The organism is Streptomyces sp. NBC_01176, assembly GCF_045039825.1.
Taxonomy (GTDB): domain Bacteria; phylum Actinomycetota; class Actinomycetes; order Streptomycetales; family Streptomycetaceae; genus Streptomyces.
Genome location: NZ_CP108600.1, coordinates 6,759,632 through 6,778,268, shown reverse-complemented (window position 1 = coordinate 6,778,268; position 18,637 = coordinate 6,759,632). Strand labels below are relative to the sequence as shown.

Annotated in this window: 14 protein-coding genes; 8 read left to right on the top strand and 6 right to left on the bottom strand. The window is 70.6% G+C overall.

Going from position 1 to position 18,637, the window contains the following annotated elements; translation table 11 throughout:
- The first annotated feature begins 112 nt into the window (after positions 1-112).
- Both OG199_RS29305 and OG199_RS29300 read left to right on the top strand, forming a co-directional pair.
- Positions 113-1,687 (top strand): MFS transporter, encoded by a 1,575-nt coding sequence (locus tag OG199_RS29305; RefSeq protein ID WP_405834713.1) that lies wholly within the window; start codon positions 113-115, stop codon positions 1,685-1,687.
- Positions 1,688-1,856: 169 nt separating this feature from the next.
- Positions 1,857-2,759, top strand: a complete 903-nt coding sequence (locus tag OG199_RS29300; RefSeq protein ID WP_405832003.1) for an NAD(P)H-binding protein — start codon at positions 1,857-1,859, stop codon at positions 2,757-2,759.
- 162 nt (positions 2,760-2,921) lie between these two features.
- Here OG199_RS29300 and glnA read toward each other — a convergent pair whose 3' ends face one another.
- Positions 2,922-4,283, bottom strand: coding sequence for a type I glutamate--ammonia ligase (gene glnA, locus OG199_RS29295; RefSeq protein ID WP_054230834.1), 1,362 nt, complete (start codon positions 4,281-4,283; stop codon positions 2,922-2,924).
- A gap of 332 nt (positions 4,284-4,615) precedes the next feature.
- Here glnA and OG199_RS29290 point away from each other — a divergent pair, with 332 nt between their 5' ends.
- On the top strand, positions 4,616-5,809 hold the full coding sequence (locus OG199_RS29290; protein WP_401798810.1) for a globin domain-containing protein: 1,194 nt from the start codon (positions 4,616-4,618) through the stop codon (positions 5,807-5,809).
- 101 nt (positions 5,810-5,910) lie between these two features.
- On the opposite strand, the gene OG199_RS29285 is transcribed toward OG199_RS29290, so the two are convergent.
- Positions 5,911-6,345, bottom strand: coding sequence for an Rrf2 family transcriptional regulator (locus OG199_RS29285; protein WP_356800862.1), 435 nt, complete (start codon positions 6,343-6,345; stop codon positions 5,911-5,913).
- A gap of 181 nt (positions 6,346-6,526) precedes the next feature.
- Here OG199_RS29285 and OG199_RS29280 point away from each other — a divergent pair, with 181 nt between their 5' ends.
- The 4 genes from OG199_RS29280 (at position 6,527) to OG199_RS29265 (ending at position 12,245) form a co-directional block, all read left to right on the top strand.
- On the top strand, positions 6,527-7,198 hold the full coding sequence (locus OG199_RS29280; RefSeq protein WP_401798813.1) for a DUF3105 domain-containing protein: 672 nt from the start codon (positions 6,527-6,529) through the stop codon (positions 7,196-7,198).
- A 5-nt stretch (positions 7,199-7,203) separates the two neighbouring features.
- Positions 7,204-7,827: a DUF305 domain-containing protein gene (locus OG199_RS29275; RefSeq protein WP_266705886.1), complete on the top strand. Its 624-nt coding sequence runs from the start codon at positions 7,204-7,206 to the stop codon at positions 7,825-7,827.
- A gap of 263 nt (positions 7,828-8,090) precedes the next feature.
- Positions 8,091-10,031 carry a S53 family peptidase gene (locus tag OG199_RS29270; protein ID WP_356800860.1) on the top strand — a complete coding sequence of 647 codons (1,941 nt, stop codon included), beginning with the start codon at positions 8,091-8,093 and terminating at the stop codon, positions 10,029-10,031.
- A 168-nt stretch (positions 10,032-10,199) separates the two neighbouring features.
- Entirely contained in the window at positions 10,200-12,245 is a 2,046-nt protein-coding gene (locus tag OG199_RS29265) for an NAD(+) synthase (protein WP_405834712.1), read from the top strand.
- 4 nt (positions 12,246-12,249) lie between these two features.
- Here OG199_RS29265 and OG199_RS29260 read toward each other — a convergent pair whose 3' ends face one another.
- The 4 genes from OG199_RS29260 to OG199_RS29245 form a co-directional block, all read right to left on the bottom strand.
- Positions 12,250-13,473 carry an MFS transporter gene (locus tag OG199_RS29260; RefSeq protein ID WP_405832000.1) on the bottom strand — a complete coding sequence of 408 codons (1,224 nt, stop codon included), beginning with the start codon at positions 13,471-13,473 and terminating at the stop codon, positions 12,250-12,252.
- Between the two features lie 196 nt (positions 13,474-13,669).
- A complete protein-coding gene (locus OG199_RS29255; RefSeq protein WP_401798817.1) occupies positions 13,670-14,707 on the bottom strand; it encodes an endonuclease/exonuclease/phosphatase family protein in 1,038 nt (345 codons plus the stop codon).
- A 220-nt stretch (positions 14,708-14,927) separates the two neighbouring features.
- A complete protein-coding gene (locus OG199_RS29250; RefSeq protein ID WP_356800856.1) occupies positions 14,928-15,548 on the bottom strand; it encodes a TetR/AcrR family transcriptional regulator in 621 nt (206 codons plus the stop codon).
- Positions 15,549-15,660: 112 nt separating this feature from the next.
- Positions 15,661-17,253, bottom strand: coding sequence for an MFS transporter (locus tag OG199_RS29245; RefSeq protein ID WP_405831997.1), 1,593 nt, complete (start codon positions 17,251-17,253; stop codon positions 15,661-15,663).
- Positions 17,254-17,670: 417 nt separating this feature from the next.
- Here OG199_RS29245 and panB point away from each other — a divergent pair, with 417 nt between their 5' ends.
- Positions 17,671-18,558, top strand: a complete 888-nt coding sequence (gene panB, locus OG199_RS29240; protein WP_356800854.1) for a 3-methyl-2-oxobutanoate hydroxymethyltransferase — start codon at positions 17,671-17,673, stop codon at positions 18,556-18,558.
- Positions 18,559-18,637 lie beyond the last annotated feature (79 nt).

Genomic DNA, 18,637 nt, shown 5'->3' with positions numbered 1-18,637 from the left:
GCCCAGCGCCGCGCCCCGCCATCGGAGAGCCACCGAAAAGCGCTGGAGACCCCCTGTGGCATCACCACCCACCCCCACCGAGTCCTCCACGCCCGCGGCGTCCGCGCCACCCGTGCCGCCCGCCCGGCGACAGGGCGTTTCCGAGGCGGTCCACCGGCGGCGCTGGGCCATCCTCACCGTGCTCTCCTTCAGCCTGCTGGTGGTGATGCTGGACAACTCGATCCTCAACGTGGCGATGAAGACCATCGCCCAGCCCGCTCCCGTCGGACTCGGCTCCACCCAGGGCCAGTTGGAGTGGGCGGTCAACTCCTACACGCTGGTCTTCGCAGGGCTGCTCTTCACGGCGGGCCTGCTCGGTGACCGGCTCGGCCGCAAGAAGGTGCTGCTCCTCGGCATGCTGGTGTTCGGCGCGGGATCCGTCCTGTCGGCGCTGTCGGACTCCTCCGGGCAACTCATCACCTTCCGCGCCGTGATGGGCTTCGGCGGCGCCTTCATCCTGCCCGCCACCCTCGCGATCATCATGAACGTCTTCGAGCGCGAGGAGCAGCCCAAGGCCATAGGCATCTGGACCGGCGTGGTCGGTTTCGCCATCGCCGCCGGCCCGATCACCGGCGGCATCCTGCTGGAGCACTTCTGGTGGGGCTCGGTCTTCCTGGTCAACGTGCCGATCGTGGTCGCCGCCATGGTCGCGATGGCCGTGATCGTCCCCGACTCCAAGGACCCCGGGCCCGGCAGGCTCGACCCGGTCGGCGTGCTGCTGTCGATCGCCGGCCTGGCACTGCTGGTCTACGGCATCATCAAGGGCGGTCAGCTGGGCGACTTCACCCGGCCCGAGGCCTGGGCGACGATCCTCGGCGGCCTCGCGGTCCTCGCCGGCTTCGTCGTGTACGAGGCCCGCAGCGACCATCCGGCCCTCGACGTCGGCTACTTCCGCGACCGGCGCTTCTCCGCGTCCGTCGCCGCCATCGGCCTGGTCTTCTTCGCCCTGATGGGCGTCACCTTCTTCAGCGTCTTCTACAACCAGAGCGTGCGCGGCTACAACGTCCTGCAGTCCGGTCTGCTCGTGGTGCCGCTGGCCGTCTCCCAGATGTTCTTCGCCCCGCGGGCCCGGCTGGTCGTGGACCGCTTCGGTGCGCGAGCCGTGTGCGCCGGCGGCCTCGTCCTGACCGCCGTGGCCTTCGCCGGCTTCCTGCTGCTCGGCCAGGACACCCCCATCTGGGTCCTGGAGGTGCTGTTCTTCCTGATGGGCGCGGGGATGGCCCATGTGATGCCGCCCGCCACCGTCATGATCATGTCGTCGCTGCCACGGGAGAAGGCCGGCTCCGGATCCGCCGTCAACAACACCTTCCGGCAGGTCGGCGGGGCGATGGGCGTCGCCGTGCTGGGGTCGCTGCTGTCCACCACGTACCGCGACGGCATCGACGGGCACCTGGGCGCACTGCCCGCCTCCGACCGGCACGCGGCGGGTGAATCCGTCCAGGCGACCCTGACCGTCGCCGAGAAGCTGGGACCGGCCGGCACGGCGCTGGTACGGCCCGCGCACGACGCCTTCATCCACGCCATGCACGTCACCGCGCTGGGGTCGGCCGCCGTCGCCCTGGCCGGCGCGGTCGTCGTACTGGTCTTCCTGCCGGGCAAGGACACCGCCGCGGCCGCCGGCGACGGCGCCCGGCGCCAGACCGCCTGAGCCCGACGGCGACATCGATTCCCTCACCGCGTCACCGCGTCACCGCGTCACCGCGTCACCGCGTCACCGATCACCGCGTCACCGATCACCGCGTCACCGATCACCGCGTCACCGCGTCACCGCGGTTCAACTCAGCCCAGATGTGCGTCACTTAGAAGGAGATCGACCGATGACTGCCGACAACCTTGTCCTCATCCCCGGTACCGGCGGCGTGGGCCGCGCGGTCTTCGAGCACCTGCGCGCCCAGAACGTGCCGGTGCGATTCATGGTCCGTCGCGACGACGAGCGTGCGGCCGAGGTGCGGGCGCTCGGCGCGGAGGTCGTCGTCGGTGACCTGACCCGGCCCGAGACGGTGGCGGCCGCGTTGCAGGGCGTGACGCGGATGTACTTCGCGATGCGCGTCTCGCCGGACCACCTGCTGGCGGCGACCGTGGTGGCCTCCGTCGCGAGGGAGTACGGAGGACTGGACGCCCTGGTCGGCCTCTCCCAGATGACGGTCTCGCAGATGACCCCCACCAGCACCGAGGAGTCGCACCAACAGCGGCTGCACTGGCTGGCGGAGCAGGTGCTGGACTGGTCCGGCCTTCCCGTGGTGCACATCCGGCCGACGGCGTTCCTGGACACTCCGCTGTTCACCATGATGGCCGCGCGGTCGATCCAAGCGAACGGCACCATCGCGCTGCCGTTCGGCACCGGACGCACCTCGCCGGTCGCGGTGGACGACGTCGCCCGGGTCGTCGCCACCGTGCTCCGCGACCCGGCTCCGCACATCGGGCAGGTCCACGAGCTGACCGGGCCGCGCTCGGTCGACATGACGGAGCTGACCGCGGAGTTCTCCCGGGCGCTGGGCCGTCCGGTGTCCTACGTGGACATGCCGCTGGACCGGTGGGAGGCCCAGCTCCCGAAACTGGGGATGCCGCCGCACCTCCAGCAGCACGTCGCCACCATGGCCCGGTTGCACCGGGACAACCGTTACGACCGCACGACCGACGGCGTCGAGCGCGTCACGGGCGTCCCCGCCCGGTCGATCGAGGAGTTCGTCGCCGCCCGCAAGGACTTCTACCTGGGCTGAACGCCCCGGCCGGGGGCGGCCCCGTCGAGGCCCCGAGTACCTACCCGCCACCGAGGAACCGCCTGCGGCACACGGGCCGGGCCCTCCGGGACAGCCACGGGGCCCTCGGTCATCGACCGGGGCCCCGCGTACTGCATGCCAAGAAAAGTCCCTGACCAGCGACTACAGCACCGGCAAGTTCTTCCGCAGCTCGAACGCCGTGACCTCCGAGCGGTACTCCTCCCACTCCGACTTCTTGTTGCGCAGGAAGAAGTCGAAGACGTGTTCGCCGAGGGTCTCGGCGACCAGTTCGCTGCGCTGCATGAGGGTCAGGGCCTCGCCGAGGTTCTGGGGCAGGGGCTCGATGCCCATCGCGCGGCGCTCCGCGTCGGAGAGGGCCCAGACGTCGTCGTCGGCGCCCGGCGGGAGCTCGTAACCCTCCTCGATGCCCTTGAGGCCGGCGGCGAGCAGGAGGGCGTAGGCCAGGTACGGGTTCGCGCCCGAGTCGATGGAGCGGACCTCCACCCGGGCGGAGCCGGTCTTGCCGGGCTTGTACATCGGGACGCGGACGAGGGCGGAGCGGTTGTTGTGGCCCCAGCAGATGTACGACGGGGCCTCGCCGCCGGCGCCCGCGGTGCGCTCCGAGCCGCCCCAGATGCGCTTGTAGGAGTTGACCCACTGGTTGGTGACGGCCGAGATCTCCGCGGCGTGCTTGAGCAGGCCCGCGATGAAGGAGCGGCCGACCTTGGAGAGCTGGTACTCCGAGCCGGACTCGTAGAAGGCGTTGCGGTCGCCCTCGAAGAGCGAGAGGTGGGTGTGCATACCGGAGCCGGGGTGCTCGGAGAAGGGCTTGGGCATGAAGGTCGCCTGCACGCCCTGCTCCAGCGCCACCTGCTTCATGACCAGGCGGAAGGTCATGATGTTGTCCGCCGTGGAGAGCGCGTCGGCGTAGCGGAGATCGATCTCCTGCTGGCCGGGGGCGCCCTCGTGGTGGGAGAACTCGACCGAGATGCCCATCGACTCCAGCATGGTGATCGCCTGGCGGCGGAAGTCCATGCCGACGTTCTGGGGGGTGTGGTCGAAGTAGCCGGAGTTGTCGGCGGGGGTGGGGCGGGAGCCGTCCAGCGGGCGGTCCTTCAGCAGGAAGAACTCGATCTCCGGGTGGGTGTAGAAGGTGAAGCCCAGGTCGGAGGTCTTCGCGAGGGCGCGCTTGAGGACGTAGCGCGGGTCGGCGAAGGACGGGGAGCCGTCCGGCATCAGGATGTCGCAGAACATGCGCGCCGTGCCGGGGGCCTCCGCGCGCCACGGCAGCACCTGGAACGTCGACGGGTCGGGCTTGGCGATCATGTCGGACTCGTAGACGCGGGCGAAGCCCTCGATCGCCGAGCCGTCGAAGCCGATGCCCTCGTCGAAGGCCTGCTCCAGCTCGGCCGGAGCGACGGCCACCGACTTGAGGAAGCCCAGCACGTCCGTGAACCACAGCCGTACGAACCGGATGTCCCGCTCCTCCAGTGTCCGGAGCACGAACTCCTGCTGCTTGTCCATCTTCCGCTTCCACCCATCCTTGCTGGTCAGGCCGCCTGCTCCTACGCCTCGAAGACGGTCGGGGCACCTGAGCATCCCACCACAACACCATTTCGTGCGCGTTGCCGACCATGATCGGCCCGCCGACCACGGAGTGAACGCCTCGCATACGGAAGGTGTCCCGCTCGCTGCCCATACTGCCTGCTCATCCGCCTCCTTGTAATGCCCGGCCTCCACACTCTCCCCCCGCCCTCTTTAATTTGCATCTCAGATGCAAGTTTAACTACCGTGCCGTACGACGAGGGAGCCGCAACCGCAACCCTCCGCTTCCGTCATGGCCTTGAGGAGTTCCGATGCTGTCCGAGCAGTCCACCGTCACCGTGCGTGCCACCCTTCCCGTGGTCCGCGCGGCCATCGGCGAGATCGCCGAGCGCTTCTACGAGGGGCTGTTCGCCGCCCACCCCGAGCTGCTGCGCGACCTCTTCAACCGCGGCAACCAGGCCTCGGGCATCCAGCGCCAGGCCCTGGCGGGATCCATCGCCGCCTTCGCCGGCCACCTCGTCGAGCGGCCGGACGAGCGCCCCGACGTCATGCTGAGCCGCATCGCCCACAAGCACGCCTCACTGGGGATCGCTCCCGAGCAGTACGCGCTCGTGCACGAACACCTCTTCGCAGCGATCGCCGAGGTCCTCGGCGACGCGGTCACCCCCGAGGTCGCGGCCGGCTGGGACGAGGTCTACTGGCTGATGGCGAACGCGCTGATCGCCCTGGAGAAGCGGCTGTACGCCCAGCACGCGGCCGGTTCCTCCGGCTGGCGGACATGGGAGGTCGTGGGCCGCGACGAGGAGACCGCCGACGTGGCCACCTTCCGGATGCGCCCGGCCGACGGCGGGCCACTGCCGGACTTCCGGGCGGGCCAGTACGTCTCGGTCCGTGTGACGCTGCCGGACGGCGCCCGCCAGATACGCCAGTACAGCCTCGCCGGCGCCCCGGGCTCACCGGACCGCCGGATCGGCGTCAAACGGGTGCGCGACGCCGGGAGCCCCGACGGCGAGGTCTCGAACCACCTGCACGCCCACGTCGGAGCCGGCTCCGCCCTGGAGGTCTCCGCCCCGTACGGCGATCTGGTGCTCGACGCCACGGACGCCCCCGTGCTGCTGGCCTCCGCCGGCATCGGCGTCACCCCGATGATCGCCATGCTGGAACAGCTCGCGCTCACCGGACACCGCGCCCCGGTCACGGTCGTGCACGCCGACCGCTCCCCCGCCGACCACGCCCTGCGCGCCGACCACAGGGCGTACGCGGAGAAGCTCGCCGACGCGGCGGTGCACTTCTGGTACGAGCGGGGCGCCGAGGAGGACGGGGCCGCCCACCACGGCCGCGCGGACCTCGCCTCGGTGCCGGTCGCCCCGGGCACACGGGCGTACCTGTGCGGCCCGCTGCCCTTCATGCGGGCGGTGCGCGCCCAGCTCCTCGACAAGGGCGTGGCCGCCGCCGACATCCACTACGAGGTGTTCGGGCCCGACCTCTGGCTGGCACAGGACTGACAGGAGCGCGGGGCGGCCCGCCATGCCGCCATCCCGCCATCCCGCCGGTCCCGTACCGGAAAGCACGGAAGGGAACGGAAGGGAACCACGGGGACCGGACCTCAGGGCCGGCTGGAGATTCCCAGCAGCAGCGGGCCGGTCGGTGCCGCGACCATGTCCCGCACCGTCAGCGGGTCCAGCGAGGCGAAGAAGGCCTCCTGGGCCCGGCGCAGCGCACCCCGCAGACGGCACGCGGAGTGCAGCGGGCAGGGCGCGGCGCCCTCGCAGTCGACGACGTCACCGTCCCCCTCGAAGGTCCGGACGACGGCGCCGACCGAGGCCGTACGGCCCGCCTCGGTGAGCGTGAGGCCGCCGCCCCGGCCACGGCGGGCCGCGAGCAGCCCGAGGTGCTGGAGCTCGGCGACGACCTTCGCGGCATGCGTGTAGGGGACGTCCATGTCCGACGCGACCTCCCGGGTCGTGGGCGTGGAGTCGCCCGCGACGGCGAGGCGCATCAGCACGCGCAGGGCCAGGTCGGTGGAGCGGAGCAGCCTCATACCGCCAGCGTAGATAATGCGCATCCGCGGTTCAAATTATCTGCGCGGGGCGTACGGAATCGTCGGCGCCGTTGTCGCGGAGCGCGCACCTTTGGACATTCTGTGCCCTGATCGCCTGCTGGGCGCCCTCGCCCCATTACGATCAGCGGACCCGACCGTCCCATCCCCATAAGGACTCGCCATGGGTTCCGCCAAGAACACCACCTCCGCGCAGCGCAAGGCGCGCATAGAAGAGATGCGCAAGGCCGACCGTTCCCGGGAGCGTCGCAACCGGATCCTCACGATCGCGGCCAGCACGGTCGTCGTGGTCGGTCTCGTGGTCGGCGGTGTCGTCCTGGTCAGGTCGCAGTCCGACAAGAGCGACACCTCGGCGAGCGACTCCAAGGGCGGTGGCTCCGGGCACTTCGTCGCGGGCAAGGACGGCGTGCGGACGTGGTCGGGGAAGCTGTCCCGCAACCACGTCACCAAGACCGTGAAGTACCCGATGGAGCCCCCGGTCGGCGGTGACCACAACCAGGTGTGGATGAACTGCAACGGCGACGTCTACGCCAAGCCGGTCAACAACATGAACGCCGTGCACTCGCTGGAGCACGGCGCGGTGTGGGTGACGTACAACGGCAAGGCCTCGGACGCCGACGTGAAGTCGCTCTCGGAGAAGGTCAAGAAGACCCCGTACACCCTGATGAGCCCGGTCGAGGACCAGAAGGACCCGATCATGCTCAGCGCCTGGGGCAAGCAGCGCACGGTGACCGGTGCGAGCGACCCGGCCGTCAACACGTTCTTCTCGGAGTTCGTGCAGGGCAAGCAGACGCCCGAGCCGGGCGCCGCCTGCACCAACGGCCTGTCGCAGTGAGCCAGATGAGGCAGGCGGGCTGGATCGCGGGCACCACGGCGGCGGTGCTGGTCGCCGCCGGGGCCATCACGTACGCGGTCGCCGAGAGCGACGACCCGGGGACCAGGGCGCCCGCCGCGGACTCCGCGGACGCGGGCTTCGCGCGGGACATGGCGGTCCACCACCAGCAGGCCGTCGAGATGTCGTACCTCGTGCGCGACCGCACGAGCGACGAGGAGGTACGGCGGCTCGCGTACGACATCGCGCAGACGCAGGCCAACCAGCGCGGCATGCTGCTCGGCTGGCTCGACCTGTGGGAGCTGCCGAAGGTGTCCGCGGACCCGCCCATGACCTGGATGGGCATGGGCGACATGGCGTCCGGCAAGGACGGCGCGCTGATGCCGGGCATGGCGACCAACACCGAGCTGAAGAAGCTGAACACCCTGAAGGGCAAGCAGGCCGAGATCCTCTACCTGCAGCTGATGACCGACCACCACAAGGGCGGCATCCACATGGCCGAGGGCTGCGTCCAGAAGTGCACGGTCGGCGTGGAGAAGAAGCTCGCGCAGGGCATGGTCGATGCGCAGCAGTCCGAAATCAAGCTGATGGCCGACCTGTTGAAGGCGCGCGGCGCGAAGGCACGCGACTAGGGCGTGTCGCGGGGGCGGGGAACCCCTTCACACGAAGTCGAGGGATATCCCTACGACCGTGGAGGGGACCCTCTCCAAACCGCCCCAAATGACCTTCAAACGCGCCCACTTGGCGTTTCCTTGGCCTTCTCATTCCCCTTGCATGAACGGTTCATCGCCAGAGTGACCCCAGCGTGATCCATTCCGTGTGCCCTCCGTTCGGCGCACGGTCTCGCACATCACGGACGACCGCACATGCGACGAACCGCATCGCAGGGGGTTTTATGAGATCCAATCGCGCTGCAGTACGCGCCGGAGTGAGCATGGCAGCGACGTTGCCGCTGCTCGCCGGCGCGCTGGCGCTCGGCATACCCGCGGCCCACGCCGCGACCGGCCCGAGCCGGCACACCCTCGCGGGCACCAAGCCCGCGTGGGCCACGGCGAAGGCGGACAAGGGGGCCACGTCCGACAGCTCCCAGGTCTCCGCGCGGGTCTACTTCGCGGGCCGGGACGCCGCCGGCCTGGCCGCGTATGCCAAGGCCGTCGCCGACCCGGCGTCTGCCTCGTACGGGAAGTACCTCTCCGCCGAGCAGACGCAGGCCCGCTTCGGCGCCACCAAGGCACAGGTCGCCGAGGTGACCTCGTGGCTGAAGTCGGCCGGCCTGAAGGTCACCGGCAGCACGCAGCACTACGTCTCCGTCACCGGTGACGTCGCCGCCGCCGAGAAGGCGTTCGGCACCCAGCTGCACAACTACACCAAGAGCGGGAAGACCTACCGGGCTCCGGCCGGGTCGGCCTCCGTCCCGTCCGCCCTGAACGGCGCCGTCCTGACCGTCACCGGCCTGGACAACGCCCCGCACAAGGCGACGCACAACGACACCCTGCCGCCTCCGGACGCGGTGTTCCGCAACGCCGGGCCGTTCTCCTCGTACTACGGCTCGAACACGGCGAGCACGCTGCCGGACGCGTACGGCAAGAAGATCCCGTACGCGGTGCAGGGATACACCGGCAAGCAGCTGCGCGCCGCCTACGGCGCGGGCAAGCACACCGGCAAGGGTGTCCGCGTCGCCATCACCGACGCGTACGCCTCGCCGACCATCGCGTTCGACGCGGCTTCGTACGCCAAGAAGCACGGTGACGCGAAGTACTCCACCAGTCAGCTGCGTCAGGTGCTGCCCGGCACCTACACGAAGACCGAGGAGTGCGGCGCGGCCGGCTGGTACGGCGAGGAGACCCTCGACGTCGAGGCCGTGCACGCGGTCGCGCCGGGGGCGAACATCACGTACGTGGGTGCCGCCTCCTGCTACGACGACGACCTGCTCGACTCGCTCAGCAAGATCGTCGACGGTCACCTGGCCGACATCGTCTCCAACTCGTGGGGCGACATCGAGGCCAACCAGACCCCGGACCTCGCCGCGGCCTACGACCAGGTCTTCCAGTTCGGCGCGGTCGAGGGCATCGGCTTCTACTTCTCCTCCGGCGACAACGGCGACGAGGTCGCCAACACCGGTACGAAGCAGGTCGACACCCCGGCCAACTCGGCGTGGGTGACGGCGGTCGGCGGCACCTCGCTGGCGGTCGGCAAGAACGACACGTACCAGTTCGAGACCGGCTGGGGAACCGACAAGGCCTCGCTGTCGGACGACGGCAAGAGCTGGACCGGCTTCCCGGGCGCGTTCACCTCGGGCGCGGGCGGCGGCACCAGCAAGACCGTGGCGCAGCCCTTCTACCAGAAGGGCGTCGTACCGAGCGCGCTCGCCAAGGCCAACGGCACCACGGCCATGCGTACCGTGCCGGACATCGCGGCGATCGCCGACCCCAACACCGGTTTCCGCGTCGGCCAGACGCAGACCTTCCCGGACGGGTCGCAGCAGTACAGCGAGTACCGGATCGGCGGCACCTCGCTCGCCGCGCCGGTGATCGCGGCCGTCCAGGCCCTGGCCCAGGAGGCGCGCGGCGGCAAGGCGATCGGTTTCGCCAACCCGTCGATCTACGCGAAGTACGGCACCAAGGCGTACCACGACGTGACGGACAACCCCAAGGGTTCCGGACTCGCCGTGGCGCGTGTGGACTTCGCCAACTCCTTCGACGCGTCCGGCGGTCTGCTGATCTCCGTGCGCAGCCTCGGCAAGGACAGCTCGCTGTCGGCCGTGAAGGGCTACGACGACGTGACCGGTGTGGGTTCCCCCGCCCCGGGCTACGTCAGCTCGTTCAGCCGTCACTGACCGGCGTGCACGGACGATGCGCCCGCCTCTCCAGTGGAGGCGGGCGCATCGTCGCGTCCGGCCCCGCACGGTGCTCTCCGCGGCCGGCGTCCGCCGTCGTGGGGTCCCGCCACACGCCCCAGGCCCCCATCGCGTCGCTCTGACGATTACACTGGGCGGGTGCCTTCTCTGAACTTCCGGTCGCTCTATCAGCACGGCTTCGCACGCGTCGCCGCCTGCACGGGCCACACCGTCATCGCGGACCCGCCCGCCAACGCCGAGGCGGTCCTGCGCCAGGCGCGCAGGTGCGCCGGGGAGGGTGTCGCCGTCGCCGTCTTCCCGGAGATGGGACTGTGCGGCTACTCGATCGAGGACCTGCTGCTCCAGGACGCGCTGCTCGACCAGGTCGAGGAGGCGCTCCGGACCGTGGTGGCGGGGTCGGCGGAACTCCTGCCGGTCCTGGTCGTGGGCGCCCCGCTGCGCCACCGCAACCGGGTCTACAACTGCGCGGTGATCGTGCACCGCGGCCGGGTCCTCGGTGTCGTACCCAAGTCGTACCCGCCCAACTACCGGGAGTTCTACGAGCGTCGGCAGATCGCCGCGGGCGACGACGAGCGCGGCGGCACGATCCGGGTCGACGGGGAGTCCGTGCCGTTCGGTGTGGACCTGCTGTTCGCCGCGGACGACGTCCCGGGCCTGGTGCTGCACACGGAGATCTGCGAGGACATGTGGGTGCCGGTGCCCCCGAGCGCCGAGGCGGCGCTGGCGGGCGCCACCGTCCTCGCCAACCTCTCCGGCAGTCCGATCACCGTCGGCCGGGCCGAGGACCGCAAGCTGATGTGCCGCTCGGCGTCGTCGCGCTGCATCGCCGCGTACGTCTACGCGGCGGCCGGCCTGGGCGAGTCGACCACCGACCTGTCCTGGGACGGACAGACCATGATCTACGAGAACGGGGCGATGCTGGCCGAGTCCGACCGCTTCCCGCTCGACGACCAGTTCGCCGTGGCGGACGTCGACCTCGACCTGCTGCGGCAGGAGCGGCTGCGGACCGGCAGCTTCGACGACAACCGGCGCACCCACACCCCCCGCACCGCCGATTTCCGCACGGTGTCGTTCCGGCTCGACCCGCCGGCCGGCGACCTGGGCCTGCGGCGTCGCGTCGAGCGCTTCCCGTTCGTGCCCGCGGACCCCGACCGGCTGGCCCTGGACTGCTACGAGGCGTACAACATCCAGGTCGCGGGGCTCCAGCAGCGGCTCGCGGCGATCGGTGGCCCGAAGGTCGTCATCGGAGTGTCCGGAGGGCTCGACTCCACGCACGCGCTGATCGTCGCGGCCCGCGCGATGGACCGGGCGGGCCGCCCGCGCAGCGACATCCTCGCCTTCACCCTGCCCGGCTTCGCCACCAGCGACCACACCAAGGGCAACGCGCACGAGCTGATGCGCTCCCTCGGCGTCACCGCGGCCGAGCTGGACATCACGCCGACCGCCCGGCTGATGCTGAAGGAGATGGAGCATCCCTTCGCGTCCGGCGAGCCCGTGTACGACGTCACCTTCGAGAACGTGCAGGCCGGACTGCGCACCGACTACCTGTTCCGGCTCGCCAACCAGCGCGGCGGCATCGTCCTCGGGACCGGCGACCTGTCGGAGCTGGCGCTCGGCTGGTCCACGTACGGCGTGGGCGACCAGATGAGTCACTACAACGTCAACTCGGGTGTGCCGAAGACCCTGATCCAGCATCTGATCCGCTGGGTCATCGGAAGCCGTCAGTTCGGCGAGGACACCGACCGGACGCTCGCCGCGATCCTCGACACGGAGATCAGCCCGGAGCTGGTCCCGGGCGAGGAGATGCAGTCGACCGAGTCGAAGATCGGCCCGTACGCGCTGCACGACTTCACGCTCTTCCACGTGCTGCGCTACGGGTTCAGGCCGTCGAAGATCGCCTTCCTCGCCTGGCACGCGTGGCACGACCCGGACGCGGGCGCCTGGCCGCCCGGCTTCCCCGAGGCCGAGCGGGTCGCGTACGACCTGCCGGAGATCCGGCGCTGGCTGGAGGTGTTCTGCCGCCGCTTCTTCGGGTTCGCGCAGTTCAAGCGCTCGGCGATGCCGAACGGGCCGAAGGTCTCGGCGGGCGGTTCGCTCTCGCCGCGCGGCGACTGGCGCGCGCCGTCCGACAGTTCGGCCCGCACCTGGCTGCGTGACCTGGCTCGCTTCGACCCGCCGGAGACGGAGAGCTGACCGTTCAGCGGCGCAGGGCCGCCGGCCGGTCGGGGACGTGAGCGGCGACCAGACGGCCGGGGGTGACCGCCTGGGCGGCCCGGTGGCGGCGGTCGACCGTGTACGCCGTCCCGGCGACGGCGAGGCCGAGCACGGCGAGGGCGGCTCCCGCGAGCGCCGGGGAGGTGGCGCCGAAGCCCGCCGCCAGCGCGAGCCCCCCGATCCACGCACCCCCCGCGTTCGCGAGGTTGAACGCGGCCTGGTTCGCGGACGAGGCCAGCGACGGGGCCGCGGAGGCCTTCTCCATGACCATCAGCTGGAGCGGTGAGCCGGTGACGAACGCGGCCGTACCGAGCAGGGTGACGGCGAGGGCGGCGCTCCACTGCGAGGCCATCAGAAGGGGGAAGAGAGCCAGCACCACGACCAGGGACGCGAGACCGCCGAAGAGCGTGCCGCGCAGGGAGTGGTCCGCGAGCCGTCCGCCCACCAGGTTGCCCACCGTCGCGCCGACGCCGAACAGGGCGAGCAGCAGCGTGACGGTGGACTCGGCGTACCCGGCGGACTCGGTGAGCATCGGGGTGACGTAGCTGTACGCGGAGAACAGCGCGCCGAAGCCGGCCACCGTCGTCCCCAGCGCCAGCCAGACGGGGAGGGACCGCAGCGCCGCCAGTTCGCCGCGCAGGCCGCCGGTGGCGGCGTGCGTGTGGTCGTGCGGGATGAGCAGCGCCAGCGAGGCGATCGCCGCCAGACCGATCACGCTGACCCCGAGGAAGGTGGCACGCCAGCCGAAGTGCTGGCCGATGAAGGTGGCCACCGGCACCCCGGCGATGTTCGCGACGGTCAGCCCGAGGAACATCAGCGAGACGGAGCGCGCCTTGCGCTCGGGCGCGACGAGGCCGGTGGCGACGACGGCGCCGACGCCGAAGAAGGCGCCGTGCGGCAGACCGCTGAGGAAGCGCGCGGCGAGCAGCCAGTGCTGGTCGGGGGCGAGGGCGGAGAGCGCGTTGCCCGCGACGAAGAGGACCATGAGGCCGATCAGGACCGTGCGGCGGGACATCCGGGCGGTGGCCGCCGCGAGCAGCGGGGCACCGATCACCACGCCGAGCGCGTACGCCGAGACCAGGTGTCCCGCGGTGGGGATGGATACGTGGAGGTCGTCCGCGACGTCGGGCAGCAGGCCCATCATCACGAACTCGGTGGTGCCGATGCCGAAGGCGCCCACGGCGAGGGCGAGCAGGGCCAGGGGCATGAAGGGGCCTTTCAAAGGAGCGGAGAGGTGGAGCGGGGTGAGGCAGGGACGAGCCGACGGGCGGGGCGGAGGGGACCGGGCCGGCCGGAGCCGGGGGCCGTCCGGCACGCACGGAGGCGCCCGTGCACACCGGTGTGCACGGGCTTCTTAAGTTCAGCTATGGAACAAACTCTCTCAGGCCCAGTATTCCAGCAGGTTAAGAACCGGTTGCCGCGACCTTCACCCGGGCGGCGATCGGGAGATGGTCACTGGTGGTCTCGGGCAGCGTCCAGGAGGTCACGGGCTCGACACCCTTGACCATGATCTGGTCGATCCGGGCCATCGGGAACGACGCCGGCCAGCTGAACCCGAAGCCGCTGCCCGCCGCGCCCTGCGTGGAGCGCATCTGCGAGGTGACGCCGTTCAGCGCGCGGTCGTTCATCGTGCCGTTGAGGTCGCCGAGCAGGACGACCCGCTTCAGCGGCTCGTCGGCGATCGCCTCGCCCAGCGCGTCGGCGCTGCGGTCGCGCTGGCGGGCGGTGAACCCGGCCTCCAGCTTCACCCGTACCGAGGGCAGGTGCGCGACGTACACAGCGACGCCGCCGTCCGGTGTCGTCACCGTCGCCCGCATCGCCCGCGTCCAGCCCAGCTTGATGTCCACGGGCCTGGTCCCGGTCAGCGGGTACTTGCTCCACAGCCCGACGGTGCCCTGCACGGAGTGGTACCTGTACGTGGCGGCCATCGCCTTCTCGTACGTCGGGACCGCCGTCGCCGTCAGCTCCTCCAGGGCCACCACGTCGGCGCCGGAGGCGGCCACGTCACGTGCGGTGCCGGACGGGTCGGGGTTCTCCGCGTTGACGTTGTGCGTGGCGACGGTGAGGTCGCCGCCGCTGCCGGTCCTGTCGACGAGCAGCCCGCCGAAGAGGTTCAGCCAGACGATCGCGGGGAGCAGCACGGCGATCAGGGCGCTCGCGGACTTCCGTACCAGCGCGAGGACCAGCAGGACCGGGACGAACAGGCCCAGCCACGGCAGGAACGTCTCGGTGAGACTGCCGAGGTTGCCGATCCGGTTCGGGATCTGCGCGTGCAGCAGCATCACCAGCGCGAGGAGCAGCGCGAGCGCCGCGAGGATCAGGCCGCGGCGCCAGATGCCTCGGTCGCCGCGCCACTTGTCCCACAGGCGTCGAAGCCGGGGTCCTCGGCGCTCGGGCCCCGAGCCGCCGCTGCCCGTCTCCGTCATATACGCCTGCGCCATACCGTCGCCTCACAACCTGCCGTGCACACCGTCAGCCCCGCGGTTACGACCCTAGGGGATGATCGGTCTCGTTCCTGCCGTCACATGACGGCCGTACGGGCACGAGGACGAACAACTCGGGGTCAGGAGTTCCGAATCGGGGGTGGAGCGCGCCCTCTGTGACGAAACGCGCACATTCGGCCCACCCGTCGGCCGGGTGAACCAATGGCGAACGAATGGACTAACGTCCGGGCGGGCGGAGCCCCGTGAGCACCGTGTCGACGATCTGCTCCGCGAGGTCCTCGGGGAGTTCGGCGTCCGGGCGCATCACGGCACGCACCAGCATGGGCCCGACGAAGAGGTCGTTGATGACCTCTATGTCCACGTCGTCACGGAGTTCGCCGTCGCGCTGTCCGCGGCGCAGGACCTCGAAGGTGGTCCGCCGCCGCGGTTCGATGACGGTCGCCTGGTAGGCAGCCCAGATCTTCGGGCTGGTCTTTATCTGGGCATAGACGTTGTGCAGCAGTGCCGACGAGCGGCTGGCCAGACCCCGCTGGCGCAGCGGTTCCAGAAGGGCGATCAGATCGTCGCGCATCGAGGTGCCCGGGAGTTCGGCGTCCGGGGGCTCGGTGGCGCGCATGACGTCGACGAAGAGTTCCTCCTTGCCGCTCCAGCGGCGGTAGATGGTCGCCTTGCCGACGCCCGCGGTGCGGGCCAGTCGTTCGATGGAGATGTCCGCGAGCGGGACACCGTCCTCCAGGAGCTTCATCGCGCCCTCGATGATGGAGCGTTCCACGGCCTCGCTGCGAGGGCGTCCCCGGGGGGAACCGTCGTGCCTGGCCCGGCTGTCCGCGAGGCTCACGTGTCGCTCCGTTCCTTCGTCCTGCCGTGGTGGTTCGTCCCGGTGTACGGCGTGTACGGCCCGCGGGGCACCCGGTGCCGATGCGTGGAGGTGCCCCCGCCGCGTCCTTCCGTCAGTGCTCCGCGGTCACCAACTCCGGCCGGTCCTCGTCCTGTTGGCGGGTGGGCGGACGGCCCGGCAGGAACAGGGCCACGATGACGGCGCCCACGATCGCGACGCCCGCGCCGCACAGGGCGGTCACGTGCATGGCGTGCAGGAAGGCGTCGTTGGCGGGGGTAACGAGGGCGTCGCCCCGGGGGCCGAGCTTGGCGGCGACACCGAGGGTGGCCTCGATGGACTCGCCCGCGGTGTGACGCAGGCCGGGCGGGAGGAGGGAGAGCTTGTCCTCGATGCCGTTGCGGTAGGCCGCGGAGAGGACCGAACCGAGGACCGCGATGCCCAGGGCGCCGCCGACCTGGCGGAAGACGTTGCTGAGGGCGGAGGCGGAGCCGGCCTTCTCGCGCGGCAGGGCCTGCATTATGACGACGCTCGTCGGGGTCATGATGTGCGCCATACCGGTGCCCATCAGGAAGAAGACGACCTCGAGCAGCCAGATCGGGGTGTCCGCCTTCAGTGTCGCGAACGCGCCGAGCATCGCGGCGAGCAGCAGCAGGCCTCCCGTGCAGGTGGCCCGGTTGCCGATGCGGTCGACGACGAGGCGGGCGCGCGGCGCGAAGATGAGCTGGGCGGCGGCGAGCGGCAGCATCAGCACACCGGTCTTCAGCGGTGAGTAGCCGCGCACGCTCTGGGTGTAGAAGACGGAGAAGAAGGTCACGCCCATCAGCGCGAAGAAGACGAGCGCGATGGCGGCGATGGCGGCCGAGAAGACCTTGTTCTTGAAGTACGTGACGTCGATGGAGGGGTGGTCGCTGCGCTTCTCGTAGACGACGAAGGCGACGAGGACGGCGACTCCGGCGCCGATGGTGGCGAGGACCGTCGCGTCGGTGAAGGAGGCCAGCTGGCCGCCCTTGATGATGCCGTAGACGAGCAGCACGAGCCCGATGACGGACAGGACGACACCGACGAGGTCGACGCGGCCGGGGTTCGGGTCGCGGGAGTCGGGGACCAGCCAGAACATCAGGCCGAGCGCGAGGACCACGATCGGCACGTTGATCAGGAAGACCGAGCCCCACCAGAAGTGGGCGAGCAGCACACCGCCGGTGATCGGGCCGATGGCGATGGCGAGGCCGACACCGCCGGCCCAGATGCCGATGGCCTTGGGCTGCTCCTCGCGCTCGAAGACGTTCATGAGGACGGCGAGGGTGGCGGGCATCACGAAGGCCGCGCCGAAGCCCATGGCGGCGCGGAAGACGATGAGCTGGACGGGCGAGCCGGACTCCGCCGCCAGTGCCGAGCCCACTCCGAAGACGGCCAGACCGGCGAGCAGGACCTTCTTGCGGCCGAGCCGGTCGCCGAGGAGGCCCGCGGTGAAGAGCAGCCCGGCGAAGACGAGCGTGTAGGCGTTGATGGCCCACTCCAGCTCGCTCTGGGTGGCGCCGAGTCCGGTGGGCGCCGGGGTGGAGATCGTCTTGATCGCGACGTTGAGGATCGAGTTGTCCAGGACCACGATCAACAGGCTGAGCATGAGCACGCCGAGAATGGCCCAGCGGCGCCGATGCACCGCTTCGGGCACACGCCGTTCGGCGGGGGCAGCGGGAGTTGTCATGGGCGGGAGCGTAACGAGATTCGATACGGAACCGTCTCGTATCGAAAATCCTTTACGGAGACCTTACGAAGCGGCAGGTACCAACCGGACGGACGGGTCGAAGCGGCTCGACCGACGGGTGAACCGGCGGACGGTCTGCGGCCGGACGGCGGACGGTCGACGGGTGGTCGGCGGGGCGCACGGCACGCGGGCCGAACCCGGAGAGCCGAACCCCCGGAACCGGCCCCGAACCTCCAGGAACCGGCCCCGGAGCACCGGGCCGCGGGGGACGAATCCACGGAAAGGCGGATCCCGGGGGCGGAGGATGAGACGCGTGTCGCTCGACCCGGTCTGGCCCCCGGTGGCACGAGGTGCCACCATGGAGGGGATCCGGGGACGCCGTCAGGGCGCCTCGAGATGACCGAAGGAGCCGTTGCGATGACGCAGCTCTCTACTGCCCCGAAGCAGCCCGTGGACGGTGCGCGGGCCACCACCGACAGCAGCAAGGCGCTGTACGGAGGCAAGAGCACCCGCCGCATCACGGTCCGCGACATCACCGCGGCCAAGGAGCGCGGCGAGAAGTGGCCCATGCTCACCGCCTACGACGCGATGACCGCGTCCGTCTTCGACGAGGCCGGCATCCCGGTGATGCTCGTCGGCGACTCGGCCGGCAACTGCCACCTCGGGTACGAGACGACCGTGCCCGTCACCCTCGACGAGATGACGATGCTGTCCGCCGCGGTCGTCCGCGGCACCAGCCGCGCCCTGATCGTCGGCGACCTGCCCTTCGGCTCGTACCAGGAGGGTCCGGTGCAGGCCCTGCGCTCCGCCACCCGGCTGGTCAAGGAGGCCGGGGTCGGCGCGGTGAAGCTGGAGGGCGGCGAGCGTTCGCACCGCCAGATCGAACTGCTCGTGGAGTCCGGCATCCCCGTCATGGCGCACATCGGCCTGACCCCGCAGTCCGTGAACTCCATGGGCTACCGCGTCCAGGGCCGCGGCGAGGAAGCCGCCCAGCAGCTGCTGCGCGACGCCAAGGCGGTCCAGGACGCGGGCGCGTTCGCCGTCGTCCTGGAGCTGGTCCCGGCGGAGCTCGCCGCCGAGGTGACCCGCACCCTGCACATCCCGACCGTCGGCATCGGCGCGGGCCCGGAGACCGACGCGCAGGTCCTGGTGTGGACCGACATGCTCGGCCTCACCGGTGGCAAGGTGCCGAAGTTCGTGAAGCAGTACGCCGATCTGCGCGCGGTCATGGGCAACGCGGCCCGCGCGTTCGCCGACGACGTCGTCGGCGGGACGTTCCCCCTCGAGGAGCACTCCGTCCACTAGCCTCACCAGGCCCCACCGAGCCATTGCGGCACGAAGACAGCCCGCCGAACTTCCCCCGTCGGCGGGCTGTCGCCGTTCC

What these genes read in the sequence shown, in the direction of transcription:
- OG199_RS29290 (WP_401798810.1), top strand. Translation starts at nt 4,616, where the DNA reads ATGCTGTCCGAGCAGTCCACCGTCACCGTGCGTGCCACCCTTCCCGTG.
- panB (WP_356800854.1), top strand. Translation starts at nt 17,671, where the DNA reads ATGACGCAGCTCTCTACTGCCCCGAAGCAGCCCGTGGACGGTGCGCGG.
- OG199_RS29300 (WP_405832003.1), top strand. Translation starts at nt 1,857, where the DNA reads ATGACTGCCGACAACCTTGTCCTCATCCCCGGTACCGGCGGCGTGGGC.
- OG199_RS29275 (WP_266705886.1), top strand. Translation starts at nt 7,204, where the DNA reads ATGAGGCAGGCGGGCTGGATCGCGGGCACCACGGCGGCGGTGCTGGTC.
- OG199_RS29245 (WP_405831997.1), bottom strand. Translation starts at nt 17,253, where the DNA reads ATGACAACTCCCGCTGCCCCCGCCGAACGGCGTGTGCCCGAAGCGGTG.
- OG199_RS29280 (WP_401798813.1), top strand. Translation starts at nt 6,527, where the DNA reads ATGGGTTCCGCCAAGAACACCACCTCCGCGCAGCGCAAGGCGCGCATA.
- OG199_RS29260 (WP_405832000.1), bottom strand. Translation starts at nt 13,473, where the DNA reads ATGCCCCTGGCCCTGCTCGCCCTCGCCGTGGGCGCCTTCGGCATCGGC.
- OG199_RS29285 (WP_356800862.1), bottom strand. Translation starts at nt 6,345, where the DNA reads ATGAGGCTGCTCCGCTCCACCGACCTGGCCCTGCGCGTGCTGATGCGC.
- glnA (WP_054230834.1), bottom strand. Translation starts at nt 4,283, where the DNA reads ATGGACAAGCAGCAGGAGTTCGTGCTCCGGACACTGGAGGAGCGGGAC.
- OG199_RS29255 (WP_401798817.1), bottom strand. Translation starts at nt 14,707, where the DNA reads ATGGCGCAGGCGTATATGACGGAGACGGGCAGCGGCGGCTCGGGGCCC.
- OG199_RS29270 (WP_356800860.1), top strand. Translation starts at nt 8,091, where the DNA reads ATGAGATCCAATCGCGCTGCAGTACGCGCCGGAGTGAGCATGGCAGCG.